The sequence below is a fragment of the Candidatus Accumulibacter sp. ACC005 genome, from assembly GCF_907163215.1.
Taxonomy (GTDB): domain Bacteria; phylum Pseudomonadota; class Gammaproteobacteria; order Burkholderiales; family Rhodocyclaceae; genus Accumulibacter; species Accumulibacter regalis.
This window is the reverse complement of sequence record NZ_CAJQUB010000011.1, coordinates 278,484-303,467: the sequence shown is the minus strand read 5'-3', so window position 1 is coordinate 303,467 and position 24,984 is coordinate 278,484. Positions and strand designations below refer to the sequence as shown.

Sequence of the window (24,984 nt, the reverse complement as noted above, 5' to 3'; positions counted from 1 at the left end):
GTTAGTATTCAACGCCCCGAGGGGAGTGGTCTTGTCAATTCTTGAAAAATTGGTCTCACAATTCTTTCGCAAGACAAATCAGGAGGAAAAAAAAATGAGTAGTGTTATCTACGAGCGGCTTCGGCGCAATCCGAAGTTCGACGAACTGGTGCAGAAGCGAGGAAGGTTTGCGTGGACTTTGGCAGCCATCGTGCTGATCATCTTCTACGGCTTCTTCATGTTGATCGCCTTCAACCCCAAGATGCTCGGGCAACCAATCGCCGAGGGATCGATGTGGGCCATCGGCTACACGGCGGAGTTGGTCATGTTCGTCTTTTTCTGGCTGCTGACGCTGTTGTACGTCCGCCGTGCAAACGGCGAGTTTGACGACCTGACGGCCCAAATCATCAAAGAAGCGCAGAAGGAGACCAAATGATAAAGCGACTCACAACGGCACTCGCCCTGCTGGCGTTCTCCGGCATGGCCGCTGCCGCCGGGCCGGCCCTGCAAGGCGAGATCCAGACGCAACCGACCAACTGGCACGCGATCATCATGTTCATGATCTTCGTGACGATGACCATGGGCATCACCTACTGGGCAGCTGGCCGCACCAAGTCCACCGCCGACTTCTATACCGCCGGCGGTGGCATCACCGGCTTCCAGAACGGTCTGGCGATCGCCGGCGACTACATGTCGGCGGCAACCCTGCTCGGTCTCACGGCGATGACCTTCAGCCGCGGCTACGACGCCTACATCTACATGATGGCATTCTTCGCCGGCTGGCCGATCATCCTCTTCCTGATGGCTGAGCGGCTGCGTAACCTGGGCCGGTTCACCTTCTCGGACATCACCTCGTATCGCCTCGACCCCAGCGTGCGCACCATGGCGGCACTTTCATCGCTGGTCGTCGTGGTCTTCTACCTGATCGCCCAGATGGTCGGCGCCGGGCAGTTGATCAAGCTGCTCTTCGGCCTCGAGTACAACGTCGCGATCTTCGCCGTTGGCGTTCTGATGATGGTCTATGTGACCGTCGGCGGAATGGTGGCCACGACCTGGGTGCAGATCATCAAGGCCTGCCTGCTGCTCTTCGGCGGCACGCTGGTGCTGATCCTCGGCTTCTCGCAGTTCGGTTTTTCGCTGACCACCCTGCTCGAAAAGGCGCAGGCGGTTCATAAGCAGGGTACCTCGCTGATGGCGCCGGGCAGCCTGCTCTCCGATCCGGTCACGGCGCTCTCCCTCGGCCTGGGTCTGATGTTCGGTACCGCCGGTCTGCCGCACATCCTGATGCGCTTCTTCACCGTCGGCAACGCCAAGGAAGCCCGCAAGTCGGTGCTCTACGCGTCCGGTTTCGTCGGTTTCTTCTTCAACGTCATCTTCCTCATGGGCCTGGTTGCCATCCTGCTGGTCGGTCAGAACCCCGAGTACTTCGAGGGCGGTGACATCAAGGGCGCGCTGATCGGTGGCGGCAACATGGTCGCCATGCACCTGGCGCATGCGGTTGGCGGCAACATGCTGCTCGGCTTCCTGGCGGCGGTCGCTTTCGCCACCATCCTGGCCGTCGTCTCGGGCCTGGCCCTGGCCGGCGCCTCGGCGATTGCGCACGACATCTACGCACGCGTGATCCGCAAAGGCGAATGCACCGACAAGGAAGAGATCAAGGTTTCGCGAATAGCGACCATCGCTCTCGGTATCCTGGCGATCATCCTCGGTATCGCGTTCGAGAAGATGAACATCGCGTTCATGGTCGGCCTGGCCTTCGGCGTTGCTGCCGCTGCCAACTTCCCGGTCCTGATTCTCTCGATGTACTGGAAGGGACTGACCACCCGCGGCGCGCTGTGGGGCGGTTACAGCGGCGTCACTTCCGCGGTCCTCTTCGTCGTCTTCTCGAAGTCGGTATGGGTCGACGTCCTGCACAATGCAGCGCCGTTGTTCCCCTACACGCAACCGGCGCTGTTCGCGATGCCCATCGCCTTCATCTGCGCTTACGTTTTCTCGGTCTCGGACAGCAGCGCCCGGGCGACCAAGGAACGTGAAGCCTTCGAAGACCAGTACGTGCGTGCCCAGACCGGCTTTGGCGCTTCCGGTGCCAGCCACTGAGTAGTCCGAGCATTGCCACGCAAGCAAACCCTGGCGGCGCCAAACGGCCCGCCAGGGTTTTTTCTTGCCTGCCGGCCAGTTCTCCCGACGCGACCCGACCGGGAAGTGCAGGGCCGTGACCACCGATCGCCGCACAAGAAACGGGCCCGCCGCTCGCCAGATCCGCTAAAGTTTCACCGTAAATGTCCGTGAATACACTGACGCGCTGCACGAACCAAGGGAGTCCCGCATGCTTTCAGACCTCAGGCTTCTGGCCATTTCGCTGCTGGCCATCGTGCCGGCAACGGCTTGCGCAAGCTGGCAGCTGATTTCCGACGAGCCCGGCAGGCGCATCGAAATCGACAAGGCAAGCATCAAGAAGGTCGCCAACGGGAAAACCGAAGCCCACGGGCGAATCGTCCTCGACAAACCCATCGTCGATCCGCGCACCTCGTCGTCGTACCGCATCGTCGAGGCGGTCAACCACTATGACTGCGCGACGCGTAGCTACAGCACGCTGCAACGGCGCTACTTCAAGGACGAAGGTGAACTGCTTCGCGAAGAAGACGTCAAGGTGCAGATCGAAATGCCGGTACGCAGCGGAATGCTCGACGACAAGCTGCTGCGCGAAGTCTGCCGACCGAGACCCGGAAACGAAGCAGTCCTGGCGGCCAGGAAAACCGCCGAGAAAGTCAGCGAGGCCGCCGGCGAACTGCGCAAGGCCAACGAGGCCCTGGTGCGCCAGGAAGTGAAGCGCGCCAACCTGCAGACACGGGCTGCGGAAAGGACAGAGCGCGAAGAAGCGAGCCCACCCGCCCGAAAGCCCACCCCCTCGGTGGCTGCGCGTCGGCCTCCCGTGCAGGTCGCCGCGCGCCAGGGAGCACACCAGCCAGCGCACGCGCCAGCAGGGAGCAGCGACGCAGACGACCTTCTTGCCGCCTACGCACACGCACAGATTCCATGGTCCTACGAAGGAGAGGGCCGGCCAGAGAACTGGGGCAAACTGCGACCCGACTACGCGCTGTGCGCGAGTGGTAAGCGGCAATCGCCCATCGACATCCGCGACGGCTTTGGTGTCGATCTCGAACCGATTCGCTTCACCTACCGCCGGTCGCAGTTTCGCGTCATCGACAACGGCCACACGGTGCAGGTCGATGTCGGCGGCAGCAACATCGGGCTGCTCGGCAAGACCTACGATCTGGTCCAGTTCCATTTCCATCGACCGTCCGAAGAACGCGTGAACGGTCAATCCTTCGACATGGTCGTCCACCTGGTACACCAGGCCGAGGATGGCGATCTGGCGGTCGTCGCGGTGCTGCTCGAACAGGGCGCCGAAAATCCGCTGATCCAGAGCGTGTGGAACAACCTGCCGCTGGAGAAGAATGAATACGTGCAACCGCCGGAGCAGGCCCTGGACCTGGTCACCTTGCTTCCCGAGGACCGCAGCTACTTCACCTACATGGGATCGCTGACCACGCCACCGTGCAGCGAAGATGTCCTCTGGCTGGTACTCAAGAAGCCACAGCAACTCTCTCCCGAACAACTGAAAATCTTCTCGCGCCTCTACCCGTACAACGCCCGACCCGTGCAGCCTAGGCATTCGCGGATGATCAAGGAGTCGCGCTGAGCACGACACTGCCGCGACGGACGGCGCGACAGCGCGACTCCGCCGCCACGCGGACCACTTCGACCAAGGCCGCTCCAGGGTGCGCGCCGCTAATGTCCTCTGCCGAAACCGGCCACGCGCGCCTTGCTTCCGGCGCGGAACTTGTCGATACTCGCCACTCGCCTCTCACAATCGCATCCTGACCGAAGAGAAAGTGCATGAACGAGCAGCAACAGGAAGCCATCCTCACCCTCAGCCTGATGGCCGCCTTCGCCGACGGCGGCAAGAACGAGAGCGAACGAGCGGAGATCAAGCGCATCGCCGACGCGCTGGCCGGCGAAGGCTCGCTCAATATCGCAGCACTGTATCACGACGTCCTGCTCAAGCGGGTCTCGATGGCCGCGGCCGCGGCAGCACTGACCACCCCCGAGACGCGGCAACTGGCTTTTGAAATGGCCGTCTGCGTGTGTGACGCCGATGGCGTCCAATCGGCTGCCGAAAAGGCCTTTCTCGACGATCTGCGCGCTGCCCTGGCACTCGACGAGCAGCAGGCCAGCGCCTACAGCGAACAGGCCGAAGCCATCGCCGCACTGCCGGTGGCCACCGGCAGTGCGGCGCCGCCGACACCCGGCACGACCCCGACCGTCCGTGCACCGGGGCCGGCGGCCGCCGGCCTGGCCTCGACAATGAGCGACGCCGAGATTGACCAGGCCATTCTCAACGCCTCGATCCTCAATGGCGCGCTCGAACTGCTTCCCGAATCGCTGTCGACGATGGCCATCATTCCGCTGCAGATGAAGCTCGTCTATCGCATCGGGAAGTCCTACGGTTTCGAACTCGACCGCGGGCATATCAAGGACTTTCTCGCCACCCTCGGCGTCGGCCTGACTTCCCAGTATCTCGAACAGGCAGGTCGCAAGCTCCTCGGTGGCCTGCTCGGCAAGATCGGCGGTGGCTTCCTGCGCGGTCTGGGCAAGCAGGCGGTGAGCTCGGGAATGAGTTTCGCCAGCACTTACGCCCTCGGCCACGTGGCCAGACGCTACTACGCCGGCGGCCGCAGCTTTTCCAGCGAGATGCTGCGCAGCAGCTTCGACAGCATGCTCGGCGAGGCCAAGAGCCTGCACCGCCGTTACCTGCCCGAAATACAGGCGCGCGCACGCACGCTGGACAGCGCCAAGATCATCGACATGGTTCGCCAGGGCTGATGCGCCGACCGCGAATGCGTCGTCGCCCCGCGCCGTCGCGCTGCCCACCTGGAAAGCGCGCCGTGCGGCGCCGATGCTGAACTTCGATAACCGCTTCGTCCGAGAGCTGCCGGGCGACACCGAACTGCGCAACCAACCGCGGCAAGTCTGCGCCGCCTGCTGGTCACCGGTGACTCCGACACCCGTCGCAGCGCCAACGCTGCTCGCACATTCGCGGGAAGTCGCGGCGGACCTCGACCTCGACGATCGGGACATGGCGTCGGCGGAGATGCTTGCCGCCCTCTCCGGCAACCGCTTGCTGCCGGGAATGGTCAGCTACGCGAGCTGCTACGGCGGACATCAGTTCGGGCAATGGGCCGGGCAGCTTGGCGACGGCCGGGCCATTCTGCTCGGTGAGGCGGTCAATCGGCGCGGCCAGCGCTTCGAACTGCAACTCAAGGGCGCCGGCCCGACACCGTACGCCCGCCGAGCCGACGGCCGCGCAGTCCTGCGCTCGTCGATCCGCGAGTTCCTGTGCAGCGAGGCGATGCATCACTTGGGCGTGCCAACGACGCGGGCACTGAGTCTCGTCGGCAGCGGTGAAAGCGTCGTCCGCGACATGTTCTACGATGGCCATCCGATCGCCGAGCCCGGCGCCGTGGTCTGCCGCGTCGCGCCTTCCTTCACCCGCTTCGGTCATTTCGAACTGCTCGCCGCACGCGGCGAGCACGCACTGCTGCAGCGCCTGGTTGACTTCACCATCGCCCGTGACTTCCCTGCACTGCTGGTCGCACCCGGAGAAAAGCTGGCCGTGTGGTTCCGCGAAGTCTGCGAGCGCACCGCCCGCCTGATGGCGCACTGGCTGCGCGTCGGATTTGTCCACGGGGTGATGAACACCGACAACATGTCGATCCTCGGTCTGACCATCGACTACGGGCCCTACGGCTGGGTCGACAACTTCGACCCCGCCTGGACGCCAAACACGACGGACGCCTCGAGCCGCCGCTACTGCTTTGCCCGGCAGCCGGAAATCGCCCGCTGGAACCTCGAACGACTGGCCGACGCCCTGGCCCCGTTGCTGCCCAAACCGCCGATGGCAGAGAAGGCGGCGCGCTCGGCGGAGCTGGCGGCGGCTCTCGAGCATTACGACGAAGTCTATTCGGCCGAGTTCTGCACCGCTTTCGCCGGCAAGCTCGGATTGCGCAGCTGGACGCCCGCCGATGGCGAGTTGCTTGGCGAGCTGTTCGAAGTGATGCGTCTGGCCGAAATCGACATGACCGAGTTCTTCCGCCAGCTGGCGCAGCTGGACATCGACCAGCCCGATGCGGAAGTCCTGCGTGAATCCTTCTATCGTGAAGACCTCAGGCAACGCTTTGCGCCCGACCTCGCACGCTGGTTGGCGCGCTACAGCGCTCGCCTGCGTCACGACGGACAGCCCGCAGAGCGCCGCATTGCTGCCATGAACCAGGTTAACCCGCGTTACGTCCTGCGCAACTACCTGGCGCAACAGGCCATCGAGCGGGCCGAGCAGGGCGACACACAGACCATTCACGAACTCCTCGAAGTCCTCCGCCGCCCCTACCAGGAGCAGCCAGGGCGGGCGGAATTCAGCGCCCGGCGCCCCGACTGGGCCCGCCACAAGGCCGGCTGCTCGATGCTCTCGTGCAGTTCCTGAGAGCGCCGCGTACAGCTCGCGCTAGAATGTAGCCCCCAAGCGCAACCGCGCCTTAACGCTAGCTCCAATGAGGACTCGCCATGCCCTTCACGCCCGACCTGGTCGATGAACTGAACATCCTGGCCCGCTTTGACCTGGCAAGCCCGCTGCACGGGCTGAAGATCCACAAGACCGCTGCTCCCGAAGTCGTCGCCGCCACCCAGCGCCTGCACGCCAAAGGTCTGCTGACGCAGATCGACGGCGGCTACCTCACCAGCCTTGGCCGCGATGCCGCCGAGAATGCCCAGGCCGCGCTGACCATTCTCGACTCGCTCCCGATGGCTGCTCACGGGTAGCTCGCTCCAAAACCACCCGCAGGAGGCCCCCATGAAATTGACCGAAAAAGCATGGCGAACTCTCGTGCCAGCCCTTCTCGTACTGCTCACGGTGTCCTGTGCGACAGGCAGCGGGCAGTCGAAAGTCGACCCGGCGATCGAGGCGCGGCGTCAAGTGCTGCTTGAGCTGCGCGCGCAGACGGTCGCCGACCTGGTCGCCAGAAAACCCGAGATCAGGGAGGAAATCGCCAACGCCGTGGGCTATGGCGTTTTCACCTCGACGCAGTACAACATCGTCCTGCTGGTGATGGGCGATGGTGCCGGCGTGCTCACCGATAACAGGACCGGCAAGACGAGGTACATGAAGATGGCTCGCGTCGGCACCGGTCCCGGCGTCGGCTACAAGCGCTTCCGACAACTGATCATCTTCCGCAACCGCGATCTGTTCGACACCTTCGGCGCCGTCGGCGCCGACGTCAGCGCATCGGGCGACGCCACCTTCAAGCCCGGTACCGGAAAAGGGCTGGTCCTCGACGGTAGCATCTCGTTCAATCCAATGTTGTCGAGTTATCAGCTCACCGACCAGGGCGTCGTTCTCCAGGCCAACTGGGGCGGCGTCGGCTACCTTCCCGACGAGGCGCTGAACCAGTAGAACCATTGCGTTGGCTGCGCCGGAGCGAGGATCGTGCGCAACTTCCGCCTGCCGGCAGCGCTTTCGTTGTCCGGCGACCCAGACAAGGAGTAGGGAGTGAGAAAAGAGGAGTTCGCAGCGACCGCTGCGGGCAGGCTGGGGCGCATGGCCCTTGCCGCGTGGCTGTTTTTTTTCGCGGTCGGCGCGCTGGCGCAGACAGCCACCGGTGGTGAGGCGGCCAGGCCGCGCGTCGGCCTGGTCCTCGGCGGCGGCGGCGCACGCGGTGCGGCGCACATTGGCGTTCTCGAAGTGCTCGAGAAACTGCGCGTACCCGTCGACTGCGTTGCCGGTACCAGTATGGGCGCACTGGTCGCCGGTGTTTATGCCAGCGGCCTGGCGCCTGCGACCATGCGCAGCAAGCTGGCGGAAGCCGATTGGGACGACCTGTTTCGCGACGATCCGCCGCTGAACCAGCAGAATTTTCGCAAGAAGACCCTCGACAAGCGCTTCCTGCCGGGTTCGGAGACGGGCGTCGGGCCACAGGGAGTCAAGGGACAGCCGGGAATCGTCATGGGACAGAAGATCAAACTGTTCTTCAACGTGCTCGTCCGCGACTATCTGGGCGAACGAGAAATCGGCGCGCTTCCGCTGCCCCTGTCGATCATCGCCACCGATATCGTCAGCGGCGATCGGGTGGTCTTTCGCAAGGGCAGCCTTTCCGAGGCGATGCGCGCCAGCATGTCGGTTCCCGGCCTGATGGCGCCGGTCGAGTCCGATGGCAGGAAGCTGGTCGATGGCGGCCTGGTGGACAACGTGCCGATCGACGAGGCGCGCACCCGCTGCCAGGCCGACGTCATCATCGCCGTCAACGTCGGCTCGCCGCTGCTCAAGGCCGAGGACATCAGCGGCCTGTTGAGCGTTTCCGCACAGATGGTGAACATCCTCACCGAGCAGAACGTGACGCGCTCGCTGGCCACGCTCAAGCCGACCGACATCTATATCAAACCCGATCTCGAGGGGATCACGGCGGGCGATTTCAAGCGCAGTTCGGAAACGGCAGATCGCGGTGCGGAAGCTGCCGAAGCGGTCGCCGACCGCCTGCGCACGCTGGCCGTCAGTGATACCGCTTACGCCGCATGGGTGGCGCAGATGCAGCCACCCGTGCACGCAGCGCCACGGGTCGACGAAGTGCAGGTCGCCGGGCTCAAGCTGGTCAACCCGGCGGTGGTCAAACGCTATCTGGAGATCAAACCGGGCGACACCGTCAATCCGTCCAAGGTGGACGCCGATCTGATGCGCGCGTATGGCGATGGCTACTACGAGCACGTCGATTACGCGCTCGACACCACGCTACGCGAACGCAACATTCTGCGGGTGACGCCGGTCGAGAAAGGCTGGGGGCCTGACTACATGCGCTTCGGCGTGAACCTCGACAGCAATTTCCGTACCGACTCGACGTACAGCCTGCGCGCCGCGTATCAGAAAACCTGGCTCAACACGCTCGGCGGCGAATTCCTCGCCTACGGCGAAATCGGCTCGCAGTCCGGGTTCGGCGCCGACCTCTACCAACCGGTCGACGCGCAGCAGCGCTTCTTCCTCGAAGCCAACGCCAGCTACCTGAACCGCATAACCGGCGTCTACCAGAACGACAACAAGCTTGCCGAGTACAGGATTTCCCAGACCACCCTTCGCCTTGGTGGTGGAGCGAACATAGGCCTCCTTGGTCAGGCGCGCCTGGGCTGGCAGGAGAACTGGCGAAAAAGTGAGCTAGACACCGGCTCGCCATTCCTCCCCGAGGAGACGAAGACCTATGGCGGCTGGTTTGCGGCATTGGACATCGACCAGACCGATCGACTCTACTTCCCAACCAGGGGCTGGTCGAGCAACGTGAAGTACTTCGACTCTGCCGCCGAGGGCTACAGTCGCCTCGACGCCGGTGCCAGCGGTTACTGGAATGTCGGCGACTGGGTCATGGCCAGCCGGCTCTCGTACCAGGGCTCGCCAATCGGCCAGCTGCCCGTGTACGATCTCGGACAATTGGGCGGCATGCTGAACATGACCGCCTTTGCCGTCGGACAGTTGAAGGGGGACAACATGAGCTACGGCAGTATCCGTGCCGAGCGGATCATCGGTCGCCTGCCGCTCGGCCTGCGCGGAGACCTGCGCGTCGGCGCCGCCTTCGAGGCGGCCAAGGTTGGCCGGCCGTTTACGGAAACCGAACTCAACGGCTGGATCCCGGGCGTTGCGGTCTATCTTGGCGGCGAGACGCCACTGGGTCCGGTTTACCTGGGTTACGGCTACTCGAACGCCGGGTCGACTGGCGGTTATTCCAATTTCTACCTGTTCCTCGGAACCCCCTGAACTGCAGGCCTTCACATATGCGGAGCCGAAACATGAAATCCCAAGGCAAATGGCAAACAAGCAAGGTTCTCGGCGCCCTGTCGCTGGCGGCGGCGTTCGCCTCGCCGGCGAGCGCCGAAATGAGCGCCGAGGAACTCGCCAAACTGGCGCAGAATCCGGTCGGCAACCTGATCAGCGTACCCTTCCAGAACAATACCAACTTCAATGTCGGGCCGCGCGACGGCACGCAGAACATCCTCAACATCCAGCCGGTGATCCCGATCGAGGTCAACTCGCAGTGGAACGTCATCACCCGCACCATCGTGCCGGTAATTTCGCAGCCGGCCTTCGTCTCCGGCGAAGACCGGATCAATGGCATCGGCGACCTGCAGTTCACCGCCTTCCTCTCGCCGGCGATTCCCAAGGGTGCCATCTGGGGTGCGGGCGCGGTCGTCCAGATGCCAACCAACAGCAACGACGCCCTGGGCAACGACCGCTGGGGACTGGGCCCTTCGTTCGTGATGCTCAACCTCAAGAAGGGCGATCCCTGGGTGTATGGCTTTCTGGTCAACAACGTCTGGTCGGTCGGATCGGGCAGCGACGCGAGTTACAACAACTTCCTGCTCCAGCCCTTCCTCAACTACAACTTCGAGGGTGGCCTGTATCTGACGTCGGCGCCGATCGTCACCGCCGACTGGAAGGCCGACAGCAGCCAGCGCTGGACCGTGCCCCTCGGCGGTGGTGTCGGCAAGATCTTCCACTTTGGAAAACTGCCGGTAAACACCCAGCTCAGCGCCTACTACAACGTCGCCCATCCCGACAACGCCGCCAACTGGCAGCTGCGCCTGCAGGTGCAGTTGATGTTTCCAAAGTAGGCGCGCCGCCTGGCGGTTGATGAGGCCAATGCTGGCGGCGCCGGGCACCCGATCTCGTGATCCGTGTCCAATTACCGCATCACGAGACGAGGCTAAGAACAAGAGCGAGAAGAGCCACCTGCATCGTGGTCATACTCCTCCCAGTGCAGTGTTGCACGCAGGGTGGGACATATACATCCCGGCCACCGCGGGGGTTGCGCGGGGGTTGCGCGCGGGTTGCGCGCGGCTGTCGGGCTTGCTGAGAGCCTCGTCGGGACGGCGGCAACACGCCAGCCCGCTCGTCATTGCGAGGTGGCGACGAGGGCCGCCCGGCATGGACCCTGCGAATTTCAGCACCACCGGGTTTTCGCCCTGCTTTCAGCAGTGGCCAATAGTCGCATCAAGAATGCAACGCTGTACTAGCGGCCTTCCAGTTCTCTCACCAACTGCTCCACGTTCTGGTCATTTGGCAGGATCTCGGCGGCTTGCCTCGCATAGCGCAGGGCCGCGCGCTGGTCACCCGTTTCACGACTGATCGAAATCAGCGCACTCAGTATCTCCAGGTCATTGGCATGACGCTTGTTGGCGTCGCGCAGCACCGCCAGAGCTGCCTCGCGCTTGCCGGCTGAGTGCAGCGCGATGGCTTGGACGTAGGCGTAACGTGCATTGTCCGGGGCCAGCCTGACGGCTTCGAAAAATTCCTTCAGCGCTGCGCCGCTCTCGCCCTTGCGGGTCAGGAGCAGGCCCAGTACATGGTGCAGATCGGCGGCGTCGGGCAGAACGGCCAGGCCCGCGCGCAGGACTTCCTCCGCCTCGGACTCGCGCCCCTGCTGTCGCCAGGCATCGGCCAGGTTGACATACCCGCCGGTAAAACTCTTGTCCAGGACGATCGCCCGCTGGAAAGCGGCGATCGCCGCGTCGAAACGACCCTGACGTAGACGCAAGTTGCCAAGATTTACGTTCACCGCCGGCCAGTCGGCCTCCTGTTCAAGGGCCGCGACATACTCCTGCAAAGCCGCCTCGCGAGCCGCCTGCCGACCAGCCGGCAACTGGCTATCCGGCACATCGGCGAGGATTCGTGCCGCCTCGATGCGCACGCCACGAACCGGGTCCAGCAGCAAAGGCGAGGCACTCAGCGCGCGATTCAGCGGGTCGGTACGCTCGAGCATGCCCAGCGCAGCGCTGCGCACCAGGGGATCGGAATCGAGTAGCAGCGCCCGCGCGGCCGGCAAGGTGGCGGGGCCGGCATAAGGCTGCGCCAGCGTGAGCGCGGTCGCGCGAACGATCGCTGGCTGAGCCGTGCTGCTGGCCAGTTCGAGCAGACTCGGCAAGGCACGCACACCCTGTGTCTCACCGGCGTGCAGGGTGAAACCGTAATGTGGACGGTCGCGCCAGGTCTTGCCGTACCACCCGTCCATTGCGGCGGCGGCCCAGGCGGGCTGTTTGTCGGCATGGCACTGCGTACAGGCATTCGGGCTGCCAAGCGCCGTCGACAGGTCGGGACGGGGAATGCGCAGGCTGTGATCCGGCCGCGCGTGGACGACCATGTAGTTCTGTGACGGCATGTGGCAAGTGACGCACTGCGCGCCCTTGCCACCGTCCTGGTGCCGATGGTGTTTGGGCGCGTCGAACTCGCTTGCCTGATGGCAGCGCGTGCACAGCGCATTGCCTTCGGCGCGCAGCTTCTGCGAGTGCGGTTCGTGGCAGTCCATGCAGGTCACGCCGCGCTGATGCATCTTGCTCTGCAGGAACGAGCCCCAGACATAGACTTCTTCGCGCTGCTGGCCGTCCGGGTAATAGTTGGGCGCGGTGAGCATCGCCAGGCGGTGGCTGTCCGACAGCGGGGCACCCGCCTGGCGGGCCTCGCTCAGGGTGGCGCGCCGCGAATGACATGCGCCGCAGCTGTTCATCCCGGCCGGATCGGCGGGCTGATCGCGAACGGCAAACTTTGCTTCCCGGTCAGGAAAGTGCCAGGCCCCGCTGCCACCGCTCTTCAGCGACAGCAGGCCTTTGTCATCGTGCGCAGCGTACGGCGCCTTGGCTTTGCTCGCCCAGCTGAGATGCGCCGAAGCCGGGCCGTGGCAGGACTCGCAAGCGACGTTGATCTCGCTGAACGTCGTCTGGTAGCTATTGCTGGGCGCGTCGTAAGCCTTGCGCAGGTTGGTCGAGTGGCACTCGGCGCACTGCAACGCCCAGTTCTGATAGATACCGGTCCAGTGCAGCGGATCCTTATGATCGAGCTTCTGGTCGGGATAAAGATGGAACCAGCGCTGCCCGCCTTCGCTTCCTGGCCGGCTATCCCAGGCTATCGGCAGGACCTGGTAACGGCCACCGGGAAAAGCGATCAGGTACTGCTGCAGCGGGTAAACGCCGAAGGTGTAGCTGATCGGGTAGTCGGCGAGTTTGCCGTCCGGGCCATCGGTACGCACCATGAACTGGCCGTCGGGGCTCTTGAAAAACCTTGACTCGACGCCTCTGTGCGTGAACTCGACGTTGGCGAAGTCGCCCAGGACCGAACTATCCGTGGCTTCCTGCATAGCCAGCTGGTGGTGCGAACCGGTCCACGCCGCGAACTCGCTTTGGTGACAGGTCTGGCAGCTATTTGCGCCGACGTAGCTCGCAGGCGCCGGGACGGAGGCGGCGGCCGGCGATGGCAGTGCCACAGGTCGGGTGACCACGACGCCGATCCCGGCAATCGCCAGGAGCACGGCCACGCCGACGGCCAGCCAGAGATGGCGTCGCTTCGCCGGGCTGGCAGCACTCGCGCTGGCGGCCGAGGGTGCCGGCGTTTCGGCTGGCCGCCTGACGGCACCTCGCGATTTTCGGGTCATGTTCGGGTCATTGGGCGCTGCGCGGCAGGTCGGTTACATCACGACGGCGAGGTGTCACTTCGAGACAGCCCGCCAGCACAGCCTGCAAGGCCTCGCGAGACGCAGAAGCCAGCATTTTGCGCACGCAGGGAACAGCTCGTCCGCACCGACTAGCGCCAAGCTGTCGTTCCCGGTGCGTCAGGGCCACCCTGCTGCGGCATCTGAGCAAGCAGACAGCGCACGCCAGACGAATCCGGCTGGGCATCGTAGGCGCCTTGAAGGTTGGCGACGAAAGCGGCCTGGGGAATCCTGCCATTGTAGAAACGCGAGCTCAGGTCCAGGAAATAGGGGTCCTGCAGTGAATCCGCGTTGATTTCCATGCGCCCGATACGCTCGTACAGGCAGTTGTTCTGGACCCGTGTGAGAAAAGCCTCATAGGGATCGTCCGAGCGCCACGCGTCGGGGGCACAGGCGCTAACGGAAAGCAGGGCGAGCACGGTACTGGCCAGCGCGCTGGCAAGTGAACGAGGCTGACGCCGCGATCGCCGCAGGCCCTTCGCAGCGGTGGTCGATAGGAGATTTGTCATGTTACCTGTCCGCCATCTTGTGTCGGGAGTGGTCGCTTGTCGGGCGGACCTGCCACCCGACAAGCGACGATCGCTGCTCGCTCAGCGCGGAACGACGCGGGCGTCTTCGCCGCTGCCTTCGATGTAGACGCGCTGGCCCTTGCTGATAGCCGGGTTGACCGGCTGCGTCACCGAAACCAGGACGCCGCTGCTGACACGAACGATCACCTGCTGCGCCGGTATCGGCTGGTCGTATTTCTTCTGGATCTCGTGCCCGGCGACTGCACCGCCGACAGCTCCCAGGACCATTGCCACGTCGCGACCGGTACCGGCACCAATCAGGCTGCCGACCCCGAGACCGGCAAGACCACCGACGACGGCGCCAACGCCGGAGTGATGATCGCTCGACAACTCGGTATTAATGATCTGCTCGACGACGCCGGTGCGTATTTCCATCTGACCCGGCTGCGCTCCGGGTGCGGCGCAAGCGGCAAGGGCCAGAGCCAGCACCAGAGTCGAAACGTAGGACGAAATCTTCTTGAACATGTGGACCTCCTTGGGGTTATTTTGACGTGCAAGGCACGCCGCATTGTACGTCAGGTTGCCGCCCTGTTTGTGTCAGTCCGGCGACTGCACCGCGGGCGCCGTGATCTCTTCGGGCGAAAGCGCTGCGTCGGGCGCCACCGCCTCGGGCGCAAGCACGGCCGGCCCCTGATCCCGCTCCGGCGCCAACGCTGCGTCGGGCTGCACGGTATCCGGCGCGCGGACTGGCGGCGGGGTCATCTGTTCGGGCGACAGCGCCGCGTCAGGCGCAACCGCGTCCACAGACAGCGCCGGGTCTGGAACCGTGCTTCCTGCCTGTGCGACCGCACCGCCCGCCGTGAGCAGGCAAACGAGCAGGGCCGGCAGCGCCATGCCCGTACGATAGCAATCAGCGATTCTCATCGTGGGTCTCCCATTGTTGATCGCCCGCTTAGCGGCGGGCCGACTCGCTTTCCAGCGGAGCCGGCGCCGGTCCGGCGGGCGCTGCATACCAGTTGGCCCGCTCGACCAGCTTGGGCCGATCGGTATCGGTCTCGTAGTTTGGCGTCATGATCTGCACGCCGTACTCGTTGAAGACGTCGAGGATGTTGCGTTGCAGCTGCGCATGCAGGCGCGGTACGGCGTGCGCGTCGCGGCAATGGGCATTGATTTCGTAGCTGACGCAGAAATCGCCCAGTTCGCCATAGAGCACGAAAGGCGGCGGTTCGGCGAGCAAGCCCGGGGTGCGCGCCACAGCCATCAGCAACAGCGCCTCGACCTGACGCCAGGGCGTCTCGTAGCCGATGCCGACCGTGCTATGCACGATCAGTCCGGACTCCTCGGCCAGGGAGCTGTAGTTCACCACGTGTCCATTGAGGATCTGCGAGTTGGCAATGGTTACCTCCTCGTTCTTCAAGGTGCGCAGATGCGTGACCTGGGCGTGGATATCGATCACATCGCCGGTCACGTCGCCAATCATCACCCGATCACCGAGCTTGAAAGAACGCCGGTAGGTGATCATCAAACCGGCGACGAGGTTGGCGATCGCCGACGACGAGCCGATCGAAACGACCAGCCCGACCAGCAGCGAAATCCCCTTGAATGCTTCCGAATCCGATCCCGGGATATACGGATAAGCGACGATTACGGCGAAGGTCAGGACTGCGAAGCGAACGATCTTGTAGGTTGGCCAGGCCCATTCCGTCTCGAAATCCTCCAGGGTCACCGAACCGCGCGCGACGGCGTCGAAGAAGAGCCGGATCAGGCGCAGGAAAAAGCGCACGACCAGCGCCAGAATAACCAAGAAAACCAGGTCCGGCAGATAGTCGACAAAAGCCTGGCCCATGGTTTTCAAGGGGCTGATCACAACCGCGGCCAGATCTCTGGCAAAGGCGCGCGTCCACGGAAAGCCGCCGAGCACGAAATCGAGACTGGCAAAGACGGCGACCGCGATCGAAAGAAAACCGAGCGCCGACACCGCGGCGCGCAGCGCAGCCCAGATGCGCTCGGCACGAACGATCTCGAAGGACTTGATTTCCACGGTGCCAATGCGGAAGCGGAGGCGCTTCGCCAGCAATGCGTGCAGCCGACGCGTCAGCCAGATCAGAGCCGCGACAACCACTGCCAGTGCGGCCAGCGCCAGCGCTGCCGCGACGGCGTGTTCGCGCAACGCCTCGGGAGTGCGCTCGCGGCGATAGTCGTCGATGGCCCTGCGGATGCGCTCGCCGCTGGCAGCGGCCAGTTCCTCGCGCTCGACCTGCTCGATACGCGCGTCGGCGTCGAACAGCGTCATCACCGTTCTTTCCGCGACGCTGATCGCGCTGTGATTCGTCGAGTCGACCACCTGCACCGAGTCGGCGTCCACCTTCGGATCACTTGCCAGGCGCTCGATGCGCGCACTGATCGCTGCGGCACGTGCCTCGGCCGGAAAGCTGGTCACACCGCGCACGCGGAACAGGACGCGCCCATCGAGCTCGACCGGTGCGGTGGCGATTTCAGCGTCGGGGTGGACGTCGGCGAGCAGATTCTCCAGGCCCGGCGCAGAGGCGAGCGAAGCGCCACCGGCGGTCGTCAGGAGCACGAACAGCGACCCCGAGAGAAAGTGAAGCAAGCTGCAGCCCACCGTCCCTCTACCCCCCTGCAGCGGCAGTTGCCACCTGCCGATAAGGCTCGAGAAATTCAACGGCCCCCTGGAAAATCAGGCCCATGCCCATTGCCGCGACGAAAAACCCGACGATCCGGGTCGCTGCATCGATGCCCTGCTTGCCGATCTTGCGCAGGATCGGCTTGGCGTAGGCCAGCGACAGATAGACGGTGGCCATACAGGCAACGATGGCCGCGCTGGCGGCGGCAAAGTGCATCAACTCGGCCGACGACTGCTTGATCGTCGAGGCCATGCTGATCAGCGTGGCGATCGCCCCGGGCCCGAACATGATCGGCATCGCCAGCGGGACGAACGCCACGTCGGTGTTGGACGCATCCGCATGCGGAAGCATGCCGCCGGACGGTGGCGGCGCAAACAGCTCGAAACCGACGCGAGTGAGGATCACGCCGCCCACTACCCGCACCATGCTCAGCGGCACCTGGAAAATGCGCAACAGCAGCGTGCCGAAGATCAGAAAGAAGAAACACAGCAACAAGGCATAGAGACACGCGCGTCGCGCCACCTGGCGCTGTTCGTTCGTTTCCTTGTTGCCCATCAGGCCGAGATAGACCGGGATCGCCTCGAGCGGATTGATGATCGCCACCAGGGTGGTGAACAGACTGATGAACAGGGTAAGCGTTGGCTCCATGCCTAGAGCATTCCTCTGAGAAAAGCAACTTCGCGCCGCTCTCGCGGCAGCGGCCAGCACCTCCGCCGCAGCAAGGCGAAACGCCGGCAGACTATCATGAATGACGCGGTGCTCGGCACTCGCCTGACGAACTTTCTACGCGCTGTATGGTGGACCCCAGTGCGTCCCCGCACAGGGTCCAGCGCGGGCGGCCTTGTCTGCCTGAACGGATCCGCCAGCCGGGAGTCACGGCCGCGGCGATCTTCCTTGACCGGTTTGCTACGCTCGCCGCATACTCCGACGCATGGTCTTCAACTATCTGACTGTCCTGCATATCGTCGTCCTGCTGGCGGTTTCGCTACGCATCTTTTCGCGTCGGACGGCACACGGCACGGCGCTGGCGTGGCTGCTGCTGGTCATCCTTCTGCCGGCGGTTGGCGTCCTGATGTACCTGCTGATCGGCGAGCGCCGTCTCGGCAGGACCTGGATGGAGCGGGCAATCGCCCTGCAGCCGCAGATTTTGCGCTGGGCGCAGGACATCCCGGCTTCGGCTCTGGCTGATCCCGGTGAGCTGAACACCGGAGCGGAGAGCGTCAGCCGACTGGCCACCGGCTCGGTCGGCCTGCCGCTGATGGGTGGCCATAGCCTGCAGCTGCTGGCCGACAGCAGCGTCAGCATGCGCACCCTGATCGCCGACATCGACGCCGCCGGCAGCTCGGTGCACCTCGAGTTCTACATCTGGAACCCCGGTGGCTTTGTCGACGATCTGGTCGCCGCGCTGATTCGTGCAGCGCAGCGCGGCATCCCCTGCTCGACGCTGATGGATTCGCTCGGCAGCCGGCCTTTCTTCAAGAGCGAGGCGATCGACCGACTGCGCGAGGCGGGAGTGACTATCGTCGAGATTCTGCCGGTCAACCCTCTGCGCGCGCTGCTCGTCCGCCTTGACCTGCGCGACCACCGCAAGATCGCGGTCATCGACCGCCGCATCGCCTACACCGGCAGCATGAACATCGCCGACCCCCGTTTTTTCAAGCAGGATGCCGGCGTCGGCGAATGGGTCGACGCCATGGTGCGCATCGAAGGACCGGCGGCATGGGTTCTCGAAGCTGTTTCCCTGTCGCTGACTGCGCTGCAGACGGGAAGCGACTTCGCACCACCGCCGCCACCGGATATGGCACCGGCCGGCAACAGTCAGGTGCAGATCTTTCCCTCCGGGCCGCAGTCGTCCACCCGGCACATCGAGCAACTGCTGCTGGCTGCGATCTACGCCGCCAAACGCGAAATCGTTCTCACCACGCCGTATTTCGTGCCCAGCGAAACGCTCCTCGTTGCGCTGCGCTCGGCCGCCATCCGCGGCGTGCGCGTGATCCTCATCGTCCCGGAAAAGATCGACTCGCTGCTGGTCCGCTACGCAAGCAACGCCTACGTCGAGGATCTGCTCGCCGTCGGCATCACCATCCAGCGTTTCGGCGCCGGCCTGCTGCACACCAAGAGCATGGTCGTTGATGAAGAGTTCACCATCTTCGGGACGGTCAATCTCGACCTGCGCAGTTTCGAACTGAACTTCGAAGTGTCGATGATCACCTACGACCGGGAGTTTTCGATCGCCACGCGAGACATGCAACGGCGTTACGAAAGCAAATCACAGCCGCTGCAACTCGAGCGCTGGCGCGCCCGGCCAAAATGGCGCTGCCTGACCGAGAACGCGGTACAGGTGCTCAGCCCGCTGCTCTGAGGACGGTTCACCGAAGCGGGCAACTGCCATCAATCGAACAATTGAAGCGACAAGGAGATGGTCATGGAACGAAGCCTCTTGCAGCGCGCCGTTCTGGCTCTTGCGCTGCTGACGATGTTCGTCAGTACGCCGGGCCGGGCGCAGGAACTGAGTCAGCGCAGCACGCTGGAAGCACAGAGGATCGGCGTCGAAGCCGCCATCTACGGCTTACCGCTGGTGCTCATGGACCTTACCCGACAGCTGTCGACCAACGTGCCCAGCCCACAGGCGAATGCGCACGCGCCGATCAACCAGTTCGGCAGCATGAGCAGCTACCCGCCAGCGTCCGATCACAGTATCGTGCGCATGAACGTCGACACGCTCTATTCGTTCGCCTGGCTCGACCTGGCGAAGGAACCGATGGTCCTGTCGGTGCCGGATACCGGCGAGCGTTACTACCTGATGCCCATGCTCGACGCCTGGACCAACGTCTTCGCCTCGCCGGGAAAACGGACCAGCGGCACGCAGGCCGGCAATTTCGTCATCACCGGCCCCGATTGGAGCGGGACGCTGCCCGAGGGTGTCGAGGAAATCAAGGCGCCGACCAATACGGTATGGATCGCCGGTCGCACCCAGACCAACGGCGCAAGGGATTACGCGGCGGTGCACCGCATCCAGAAGCAGTACAGGATCACCCCGCTCAGCGCATTCGGCAAACGCTACACGCCACCGACCGGGGTCGTCGACACGTCCATCGAGAGCAAGCTGGCACCGGTCGATCAGCTCGCACAGATGGACACCACGACTTTCTTCAACAGGCTGGCACAGTTGATGGCGGCCAATCCGCCACCGGCAGCAGACGCGCCGCTGCTCGATCGCCTGGCCAGGATCGGTCTGATCCCGGGAGAAAAGTTCACCGCCAGCAAGCTTGACCCGGCCGTCGCCAGGGGCTTGGAGGGATCGCTGTCCATCGCCCTGGAGAGACTTCACGCCGCGGCAAAGCACGCCGGCAAGCCGGTCAACGGCTGGTATATCCCGCCCAGGGAAGTCGGTGACTTCGGCACCGATTACGATCTGCGCGCGGTGGTCGCCCTGATCGGCCTGGGCGCCAACATCCCCGCCGATGCGATCTATCCGAATGCGTTCACGGACGGCGACGGCAAGCCGCTGAACGGCGCCCAGCGTTACGTGATCCACTTCGACAAGGGCCAGACGCCGCCGGCCAACGCCTTCTGGTCACTGACCATGTACGACGCGCAATCGTTCTTTGTCGATAATCCGGTCAACCGTTACAACGTCGCCAGCTGGATGCCGCTCAGGTACAACCGGGACGGCTCGCTCGACGTCTTTATTCAGAAGGAGTCGCCGGGCAAGGGCAAGGAAGCCAACTGGCTGCCGGCAGCGAGCGGGGACTTCAGCGTCACCATGCGTGTCTACTGGCCGAAAGAGGAAATGCTCGACGGCAGCTGGTCGCCGCCTGCGCTGAAGCGGCTGGACTGAGGCGCAAGCAATGCCGGAAAACTCGCTGCCTGCCGGTCACCTGGCGGGCCTTTGCGGCCTGGCGTCAGCGTGCGCGAGCCGTCGTCCGCCCCGCTGGCAGCCCTTGCGACAGGTCGTCGCGGGCGTCCGCACGGCGCCTGACCATGGCGGGCAAAATCCAGCGATAATCGGGGCCATTGTTCGTGCTGGCCGGCGAGCGCGCAGGAAGCTGCGTCTCGCTGCCAACCCATACCCCATCCCACCGCGAAAGTTGCCGCCATGAGAAAGACGACCATTTCACTGTCACTTGGCCTGATCCTGGCGTTGTCGGCCGCGTCAGCGTCAACAGCGGGCGAGCCGCTGCCCATCGTCAAGGAAGCATCGCCTCCGGCCACCGACGCGATCCCGGCGAGCGAGGTCCTGAAGGGCACGTGGGTCAGACCCGACGGGGGTTACACGATCGTGATCAAGAATGTCGGCGCGACTGGCCAACTCGAAGCCACCTATTTCAATCCGAACCAACTGCCCTTCGCCAAGGCCGAAGCAGCGCGCGAAGGAGGCAAGCTGCGCGCTTTCTTCGAATTGCGCGCGGGTGGCTACGATGGTTCGACCTACGATCTTGCCTACGACCCGGCAAGCGACCGCCTGACCGGAACCTACTATCAGGCGGTCGCCAAGCAGCGCTACGATATCTTCTTCGCACGACGACGGTGACTGACCGCCACCTCTGTCCGCCATCCCCGGACAAAGCCGGGGGCAGGATTTGCCAACCCACTCGCGAGAGGCTCTCATGACTTCGAAACACGGAATACGCTCACTATCGGCTGTGCTTCTTGTCCTCGCTGGCTGCGCCAGTGATCAGCAGATGCTTGCCAACGATCAGGACAATGCGCTGCGGGTGGCCGTACGCCGCGGACAATTCGAAATGTCCTGTGCGAACGCAGCCGGCACGGTCCTCTCGAGCAATATTCTCCAACCCGTCCTCTGGAACGGTCTCGAACGTGCCGAATACACCGTCGGCGTCGCCGGCTGTGGAAAGAAAGCCACCTACATCGCCGTTTGCCAGCTCGGATCGTCGACCTGCCTCGCGATCGCGGGAAGGAACGCGGTCGACTGGCAATAGACTGCACACCGCCAGGGCTGTCCAGCGCAAGGCCGGGGCGAACAAGCCGGCTTTCCTCGTCACGACGGTCGCGCGGGAAAGCCCGCCAGCTCGCCGGCCGCAGGGGTCTCTAGCGTGGCGGGTCAACCACCACGTAGGTCACCGAACTGCCCGCATACTGCGGCTGGTAGTAGGCACCGCCGCATTGCTGGTAGGTGATTCCGGCATGGACGTAGGGCACGCAGCTCGGCGGCAAGGTCGTGACCATCGAGCCGACGACCGCTGCCGTGACCGCAACGGCGGCGCCGACGGCGACTCCGGTTGCCACCGGGTGATAGCCGCCGCGGCGATTCACATCGACGTCGACGTTGCGGTTCACATTGACGTTGGTGTTGCGGTTCACATTGACGTTGGTGTTGCGGTTCACATTGGTGTTGTGATTGATGCTGGTGCGTGTGGCGCCGCGCGCATATGCCTGCGAAGCGGCAAAGAAGTCATGCGCCCCTACCGCCAGCAGCGACATCAATACGGCACGCGACCAGCGACCGGACAAGCGTTTCTTGGATTGGACTTGGCTCATCATCTCACCTCACTTCTCGTTGCCGGGCTGGACTTCCAGCTCGCGCAGGACGATCTTGCCGGCCCGCTTGGGCGGAACGAAACGAAACACGCTATCGGCCAGGCTGGGCGACAGATTCCAGCTCAGCACGGCCGCATATTGTGGTGCCGCTTCCTCGTTCTTGGTCGTGATGACGATCTTCCTTGGCAGCGGCGTCTTGCCTTCCTGGATCCAGATCTGCCAGTCGACGTCGTCCTGGCGAAAGGCATAGTGGTCACAGAGAACACCGCGAACGCGGCCCTTGCCCAGATAAAAGCCTGACTTTACGTTCGCCGCAAGCGATTCCGGCGCCAGCAGGTCGGCCAATGGCCATTCCAGGCCGTATTTGCTTTCGGCGAAGGCCAACATCTCCTTGATGGTTTTTGGCGCCTTCACCGAGGCGTAATAGTTCACCAGCTTGCCATAGACGGTCAACGTCCTGCCGTCGTAGTAGAACTGGCGCTGCTTGTCGTCGTCGATCACGTCCACCCGCAGCCGATTGGGCTTGACCACCGAGATATCGGCGAGCGAGCCGAACTGCACTTTCTGGCCACTATCGAGAACCTCGTCGGTGCTTGCGTCGACGCGCAAACTGAAGGTCTTCAGTTCCTGCAGGAATTCGCTGCTGCGCTTGAGCGCTGCGGCGGCCTCCGGCTCAATGAGTGGCGCCGCCGGGGCAGCGGCCGGTGTTGCGGGAGTGGCAGCCGTCGCGCTGTCTGCTACGGGCGCAGGGGAAGCAGCGGCATCGGCGGCATCTGCCTTGGCCACAGCGGCGGCGACCGCCGCAGCAGTTTTCGCCTCGGCGGCCGTCGGGGCAGCGGTCACCGCCGCAGCCTTGCTCGCCTTGCCTGCGGCAGAAACCGCCGCTACGCTGGCTTTGTCTGCTCCAGGGCTGGGCGGCTGCGCGGCGCTTAAAACAGGAGCCAGCAGCAGCGCGACAGCGCTCACTACTATCGGAAAACGCTCTGGTCTCATCAACAGGTCTCTCCTCAATTGGCAGTGAAAACGAAAGCAGCGTAGGGTAGCAGGGAAACCGCGGCCCTTGCTGCTCAAAACTCCCTGCTCACGAAGTTGCGCTCGCAGTAGTGATCATAAAGTGCGTCGAGCTTGGTCGCGGGATCATCGCAGAGCGCGAAACGCTGTTGGTCGAAGTAGAACATGCCGTCGTGAGAGCGAACCAGTTCGGCAAGGCGCTTGCTCGCCAGGAGCAGATTCGGCTCGCGCCTGGCACCGTCCAGCGCGTCGCGACGCAGATCGCTGGCGAAGCGCTGCAGTTCTTCCTTGAACAGCTCGCGCCCGTTCACGAAGATCTCCCGGTCGAACGGGTAAAAGAACTGCATGATCCGACCGTAACGTTTCAACAGGCGGAAGTCAAAAAAGCCGGCCTCGGCGGCCAGCAGAACGACGCCCACATTGGCGAATTCACCCGTTTCGGCGAAGGGGCGAAAACGAAGCAAGGCGTATTGGCAGGCGAACTCATTCATGGTGGCCCCATCGGCAGCGCTCCGGACCCGGGCCGCCGCCAGCGATGCTTCCATCGCCGTCATCTCAAACGCGCTTGCCGACAGCGGCAGAGCGTCCGGAAATCGCCGGAGAAAAATCAAACGTCATTGTACGATAGCACGGGCTGGACCAGAAAGGCGACAAAGTCTCGCCAGCCGGCAAGGGAGCGGACATCCAGGTCCGACGGGCATTGGTGATAGGCAAAGCCCGCTGCAACTGCGCTGGTCAACTCGCGCGGCGTTCCGTCGCCGCTGATCGTGCGCCGCAGAGCGCTCAATTGCCGCAAGCCTGGATCAGGAACTGGCGCAGGGCTTCGGCCGGTGCGGCGAGCGTTGCGTCTTTCGCCCAGATCAAACCGACTTCGAGATGTGGAATGGCGTCAAGGATCGGGCGGGCTTCGATCTTCTTGCCTTCCAGCGACCACGGGCGGTAGACCATGTCGCTGAGAATGGTCACGCCGAAACCGTGCGCGACCAGGCCGCGCAGGGCTTCCATGCCGTTGGTGCGGAAAGCGACATTGGGGGCGAGACCGTTGTCGGTCCAGTAGCGGCGATTCGATTCCTCGCCTTCGTCAATGGTCAGCAGGATGTAGGGCTGGCGCGCAATATCGGCGAGCGAGGGATAAGGCTGCTCGAGCACGGGGTGGCCGCTGGCCGCCCAGAGCTGACGGCGCGAACGCATCAGGACATGGTGGCCGAAACGCTCGCGATGGTCGACGTTGGAGAGGATCACCACACCGAGTTCCATCTCGCCGCAGAGCACCGCCGCTTCGACCTTGCGCCGGCCCCTGTCGTGCAGATCGAAATCGATGTCCGGGTAGTTGGCACGAAAGCGGGCGAAGAGCGGCGGCAGGAAATAGCCGAGCACCGAATAGGTGGCGGCGATGCGGATCGCGCCGTGCAGGTCGTTGATGCGGAAGCGCGGTTCGCGCAAGGCATCCTGCAGCGAGTCGAGGATGTGCCGTGCGTGCTGATAGAAGCTGTGCCCCTCGGCAGTGAGGGCGACGCCGTGCGGCCTGCGATCGAACAATTTGACCCCGAGCCGGTCTTCCAGAAGGAGGACGGCGTTGGTGATCGCCGACTGCGAGACGAACACGCTCGCTGCCGCCATCGAGAACTGTCCGGTTTCGGCGGCGGCGGCGAAATAACGCAACTGGCGTAGCGTGACGTCGCTGGTCATCTTTTTTTCTGATACCTCGAGTGCATTTTTGTGATTTTACGATAGCGCAAGCATTCCCTATCATCGCGCAAAACGATAACG

The 24,984-nt window shown here is 63.9% G+C and carries 23 protein-coding genes; 13 read left to right on the top strand and 10 right to left on the bottom strand.

Annotation, left to right across the window (positions count from 1 at the left end; genetic code table 11):
- Nucleotides 1-94 precede the first annotated feature (94 nt).
- The 9 genes from QZ613_RS13665 (at nucleotide 95) to QZ613_RS13625 (ending at nucleotide 10,680) form a co-directional block, all read left to right on the top strand.
- Nucleotides 95-415, top strand: a complete 321-nt coding sequence (locus QZ613_RS13665) for a DUF485 domain-containing protein (protein WP_291866322.1) — start codon at nucleotides 95-97, stop codon at nucleotides 413-415.
- Nucleotides 412-2,076: a cation acetate symporter gene (locus tag QZ613_RS13660; protein WP_291866240.1), complete on the top strand. Its 1,665-nt coding sequence runs from the start codon at nucleotides 412-414 to the stop codon at nucleotides 2,074-2,076. Before QZ613_RS13665 ends, QZ613_RS13660 begins: the two co-directional genes overlap by 4 nt.
- Nucleotides 2,077-2,305: 229 nt before the next feature.
- Entirely contained in the window at nucleotides 2,306-3,682 is a 1,377-nt protein-coding gene (locus QZ613_RS13655) for a surface-adhesin E family protein (protein WP_291982868.1), read from the top strand.
- 197 nt (nucleotides 3,683-3,879) lie between these two features.
- Entirely contained in the window at nucleotides 3,880-4,866 is a 987-nt protein-coding gene (locus QZ613_RS13650) for a DUF533 domain-containing protein (protein WP_291982867.1), read from the top strand.
- Nucleotides 4,867-4,939: 73 nt separating this feature from the next.
- The gene (locus QZ613_RS13645; RefSeq protein ID WP_043562870.1) at nucleotides 4,940-6,520 is read left to right on the top strand and encodes a protein adenylyltransferase SelO; all 1,581 of its coding nucleotides are present in this window, start codon (nucleotides 4,940-4,942) and stop codon (nucleotides 6,518-6,520) included.
- Between the two features lie 80 nt (nucleotides 6,521-6,600).
- Entirely contained in the window at nucleotides 6,601-6,855 is a 255-nt protein-coding gene (locus QZ613_RS13640; protein ID WP_291982864.1) for a TIGR02647 family protein, read from the top strand.
- Nucleotides 6,856-6,886: 31 nt separating this feature from the next.
- Nucleotides 6,887-7,486 (top strand): hypothetical protein, encoded by a 600-nt coding sequence (locus tag QZ613_RS13635; RefSeq protein ID WP_291866251.1) that lies wholly within the window; start codon nucleotides 6,887-6,889, stop codon nucleotides 7,484-7,486.
- A gap of 96 nt (nucleotides 7,487-7,582) precedes the next feature.
- Complete coding sequence (locus QZ613_RS13630) at nucleotides 7,583-9,826, top strand: patatin-like phospholipase family protein (protein WP_291902861.1); 2,244 nt, start codon at nucleotides 7,583-7,585, stop codon at nucleotides 9,824-9,826.
- 32 nt (nucleotides 9,827-9,858) lie between these two features.
- Nucleotides 9,859-10,680: a neuromedin U gene (locus QZ613_RS13625; protein WP_291866258.1), complete on the top strand. Its 822-nt coding sequence runs from the start codon at nucleotides 9,859-9,861 to the stop codon at nucleotides 10,678-10,680.
- A 398-nt stretch (nucleotides 10,681-11,078) separates the two neighbouring features.
- Here QZ613_RS13625 and QZ613_RS13620 read toward each other — a convergent pair whose 3' ends face one another.
- From QZ613_RS13620 to QZ613_RS13595, 6 genes are all read right to left on the bottom strand, one after another.
- The gene (locus QZ613_RS13620; RefSeq protein ID WP_291866261.1) at nucleotides 11,079-13,490 is read right to left on the bottom strand and encodes a tetratricopeptide repeat protein; all 2,412 of its coding nucleotides are present in this window, start codon (nucleotides 13,488-13,490) and stop codon (nucleotides 11,079-11,081) included.
- 149 nt (nucleotides 13,491-13,639) lie between these two features.
- Nucleotides 13,640-14,056, bottom strand: coding sequence for a hypothetical protein (locus tag QZ613_RS13615; protein WP_291982863.1), 417 nt, complete (start codon nucleotides 14,054-14,056; stop codon nucleotides 13,640-13,642).
- Between the two features lie 81 nt (nucleotides 14,057-14,137).
- Nucleotides 14,138-14,581 (bottom strand): glycine zipper 2TM domain-containing protein, encoded by a 444-nt coding sequence (locus QZ613_RS13610; RefSeq protein ID WP_043562863.1) that lies wholly within the window; start codon nucleotides 14,579-14,581, stop codon nucleotides 14,138-14,140.
- Between the two features lie 72 nt (nucleotides 14,582-14,653).
- Complete coding sequence (locus tag QZ613_RS13605) at nucleotides 14,654-14,980, bottom strand: hypothetical protein (RefSeq protein WP_291866266.1); 327 nt, start codon at nucleotides 14,978-14,980, stop codon at nucleotides 14,654-14,656.
- Nucleotides 14,981-15,008: 28 nt separating this feature from the next.
- Nucleotides 15,009-16,667, bottom strand: a complete 1,659-nt coding sequence (locus tag QZ613_RS13600; RefSeq protein ID WP_291866269.1) for a mechanosensitive ion channel domain-containing protein — start codon at nucleotides 16,665-16,667, stop codon at nucleotides 15,009-15,011.
- A gap of 19 nt (nucleotides 16,668-16,686) precedes the next feature.
- A complete protein-coding gene (locus QZ613_RS13595) occupies nucleotides 16,687-17,349 on the bottom strand; it encodes a MarC family protein (RefSeq protein WP_291866271.1) in 663 nt (220 codons plus the stop codon).
- A gap of 283 nt (nucleotides 17,350-17,632) precedes the next feature.
- Between QZ613_RS13595 and cls the strand changes: the two genes are divergently transcribed.
- The 4 genes from cls (at nucleotide 17,633) to QZ613_RS13575 (ending at nucleotide 21,644) form a co-directional block, all read left to right on the top strand.
- Nucleotides 17,633-19,063 carry a cardiolipin synthase gene (gene cls, locus QZ613_RS13590; RefSeq protein WP_291866273.1) on the top strand — a complete coding sequence of 477 codons (1,431 nt, stop codon included), beginning with the start codon at nucleotides 17,633-17,635 and terminating at the stop codon, nucleotides 19,061-19,063.
- A 63-nt stretch (nucleotides 19,064-19,126) separates the two neighbouring features.
- Nucleotides 19,127-20,542, top strand: a complete 1,416-nt coding sequence (locus QZ613_RS13585; RefSeq protein ID WP_291982860.1) for a DUF1254 domain-containing protein — start codon at nucleotides 19,127-19,129, stop codon at nucleotides 20,540-20,542.
- Nucleotides 20,543-20,800: 258 nt separating this feature from the next.
- Nucleotides 20,801-21,235 carry a hypothetical protein gene (locus QZ613_RS13580; RefSeq protein ID WP_291866279.1) on the top strand — a complete coding sequence of 145 codons (435 nt, stop codon included), beginning with the start codon at nucleotides 20,801-20,803 and terminating at the stop codon, nucleotides 21,233-21,235.
- A 76-nt stretch (nucleotides 21,236-21,311) separates the two neighbouring features.
- Entirely contained in the window at nucleotides 21,312-21,644 is a 333-nt protein-coding gene (locus QZ613_RS13575) for a hypothetical protein (RefSeq protein WP_291866281.1), read from the top strand.
- Between the two features lie 109 nt (nucleotides 21,645-21,753).
- Here QZ613_RS13575 and QZ613_RS13570 read toward each other — a convergent pair whose 3' ends face one another.
- The 4 genes from QZ613_RS13570 to QZ613_RS13555 all read right to left on the bottom strand — a co-directional run bounded on the left by QZ613_RS13570 (nucleotide 21,754) and on the right by QZ613_RS13555 (nucleotide 24,903).
- The gene (locus QZ613_RS13570) at nucleotides 21,754-22,203 is read right to left on the bottom strand and encodes a hypothetical protein (RefSeq protein WP_291982858.1); all 450 of its coding nucleotides are present in this window, start codon (nucleotides 22,201-22,203) and stop codon (nucleotides 21,754-21,756) included.
- Nucleotides 22,204-22,212: 9 nt separating this feature from the next.
- On the bottom strand, nucleotides 22,213-23,196 hold the full coding sequence (locus QZ613_RS13565; RefSeq protein ID WP_291921907.1) for a DUF2092 domain-containing protein: 984 nt from the start codon (nucleotides 23,194-23,196) through the stop codon (nucleotides 22,213-22,215).
- Nucleotides 23,197-23,270: 74 nt separating this feature from the next.
- Complete coding sequence (locus QZ613_RS13560) at nucleotides 23,271-23,705, bottom strand: DUF3037 domain-containing protein (protein ID WP_291866290.1); 435 nt, start codon at nucleotides 23,703-23,705, stop codon at nucleotides 23,271-23,273.
- 292 nt (nucleotides 23,706-23,997) lie between these two features.
- Complete coding sequence (locus QZ613_RS13555; protein ID WP_043562852.1) at nucleotides 23,998-24,903, bottom strand: LysR substrate-binding domain-containing protein; 906 nt, start codon at nucleotides 24,901-24,903, stop codon at nucleotides 23,998-24,000.
- Nucleotides 24,904-24,984 lie beyond the last annotated feature (81 nt).

Bases quoted from the DNA above. Each gene is read 5' to 3' on its own strand.
- QZ613_RS13635 (WP_291866251.1), top strand. From the start codon at position 6,887: ATGAAATTGACCGAAAAAGCATGGCGAACTCTCGTGCCAGCCCTTCTC.
- cls (WP_291866273.1), top strand. From the start codon at position 17,633: ATGGTCTTCAACTATCTGACTGTCCTGCATATCGTCGTCCTGCTGGCG.
- QZ613_RS13565 (WP_291921907.1), bottom strand. From the start codon at position 23,196: ATGAGACCAGAGCGTTTTCCGATAGTAGTGAGCGCTGTCGCGCTGCTG.
- QZ613_RS13595 (WP_291866271.1), bottom strand. From the start codon at position 17,349: ATGGAGCCAACGCTTACCCTGTTCATCAGTCTGTTCACCACCCTGGTG.
- QZ613_RS13625 (WP_291866258.1), top strand. From the start codon at position 9,859: ATGAAATCCCAAGGCAAATGGCAAACAAGCAAGGTTCTCGGCGCCCTG.
- QZ613_RS13640 (WP_291982864.1), top strand. From the start codon at position 6,601: ATGCCCTTCACGCCCGACCTGGTCGATGAACTGAACATCCTGGCCCGC.
- QZ613_RS13570 (WP_291982858.1), bottom strand. From the start codon at position 22,203: ATGAGCCAAGTCCAATCCAAGAAACGCTTGTCCGGTCGCTGGTCGCGT.
- QZ613_RS13610 (WP_043562863.1), bottom strand. From the start codon at position 14,581: ATGTTCAAGAAGATTTCGTCCTACGTTTCGACTCTGGTGCTGGCTCTG.
- QZ613_RS13645 (WP_043562870.1), top strand. From the start codon at position 4,940: ATGCTGAACTTCGATAACCGCTTCGTCCGAGAGCTGCCGGGCGACACC.
- QZ613_RS13575 (WP_291866281.1), top strand. From the start codon at position 21,312: ATGACTTCGAAACACGGAATACGCTCACTATCGGCTGTGCTTCTTGTC.
- QZ613_RS13555 (WP_043562852.1), bottom strand. From the start codon at position 24,903: ATGACCAGCGACGTCACGCTACGCCAGTTGCGTTATTTCGCCGCCGCC.
- QZ613_RS13580 (WP_291866279.1), top strand. From the start codon at position 20,801: ATGAGAAAGACGACCATTTCACTGTCACTTGGCCTGATCCTGGCGTTG.
- QZ613_RS13560 (WP_291866290.1), bottom strand. From the start codon at position 23,705: ATGAATGAGTTCGCCTGCCAATACGCCTTGCTTCGTTTTCGCCCCTTC.
- QZ613_RS13655 (WP_291982868.1), top strand. From the start codon at position 2,306: ATGCTTTCAGACCTCAGGCTTCTGGCCATTTCGCTGCTGGCCATCGTG.
- QZ613_RS13660 (WP_291866240.1), top strand. From the start codon at position 412: ATGATAAAGCGACTCACAACGGCACTCGCCCTGCTGGCGTTCTCCGGC.
- QZ613_RS13620 (WP_291866261.1), bottom strand. From the start codon at position 13,490: ATGACCCGAAAATCGCGAGGTGCCGTCAGGCGGCCAGCCGAAACGCCG.
- QZ613_RS13665 (WP_291866322.1), top strand. From the start codon at position 95: ATGAGTAGTGTTATCTACGAGCGGCTTCGGCGCAATCCGAAGTTCGAC.
- QZ613_RS13615 (WP_291982863.1), bottom strand. From the start codon at position 14,056: ATGACAAATCTCCTATCGACCACCGCTGCGAAGGGCCTGCGGCGATCG.
- QZ613_RS13585 (WP_291982860.1), top strand. From the start codon at position 19,127: ATGGAACGAAGCCTCTTGCAGCGCGCCGTTCTGGCTCTTGCGCTGCTG.
- QZ613_RS13605 (WP_291866266.1), bottom strand. From the start codon at position 14,980: ATGAGAATCGCTGATTGCTATCGTACGGGCATGGCGCTGCCGGCCCTG.
- QZ613_RS13650 (WP_291982867.1), top strand. From the start codon at position 3,880: ATGAACGAGCAGCAACAGGAAGCCATCCTCACCCTCAGCCTGATGGCC.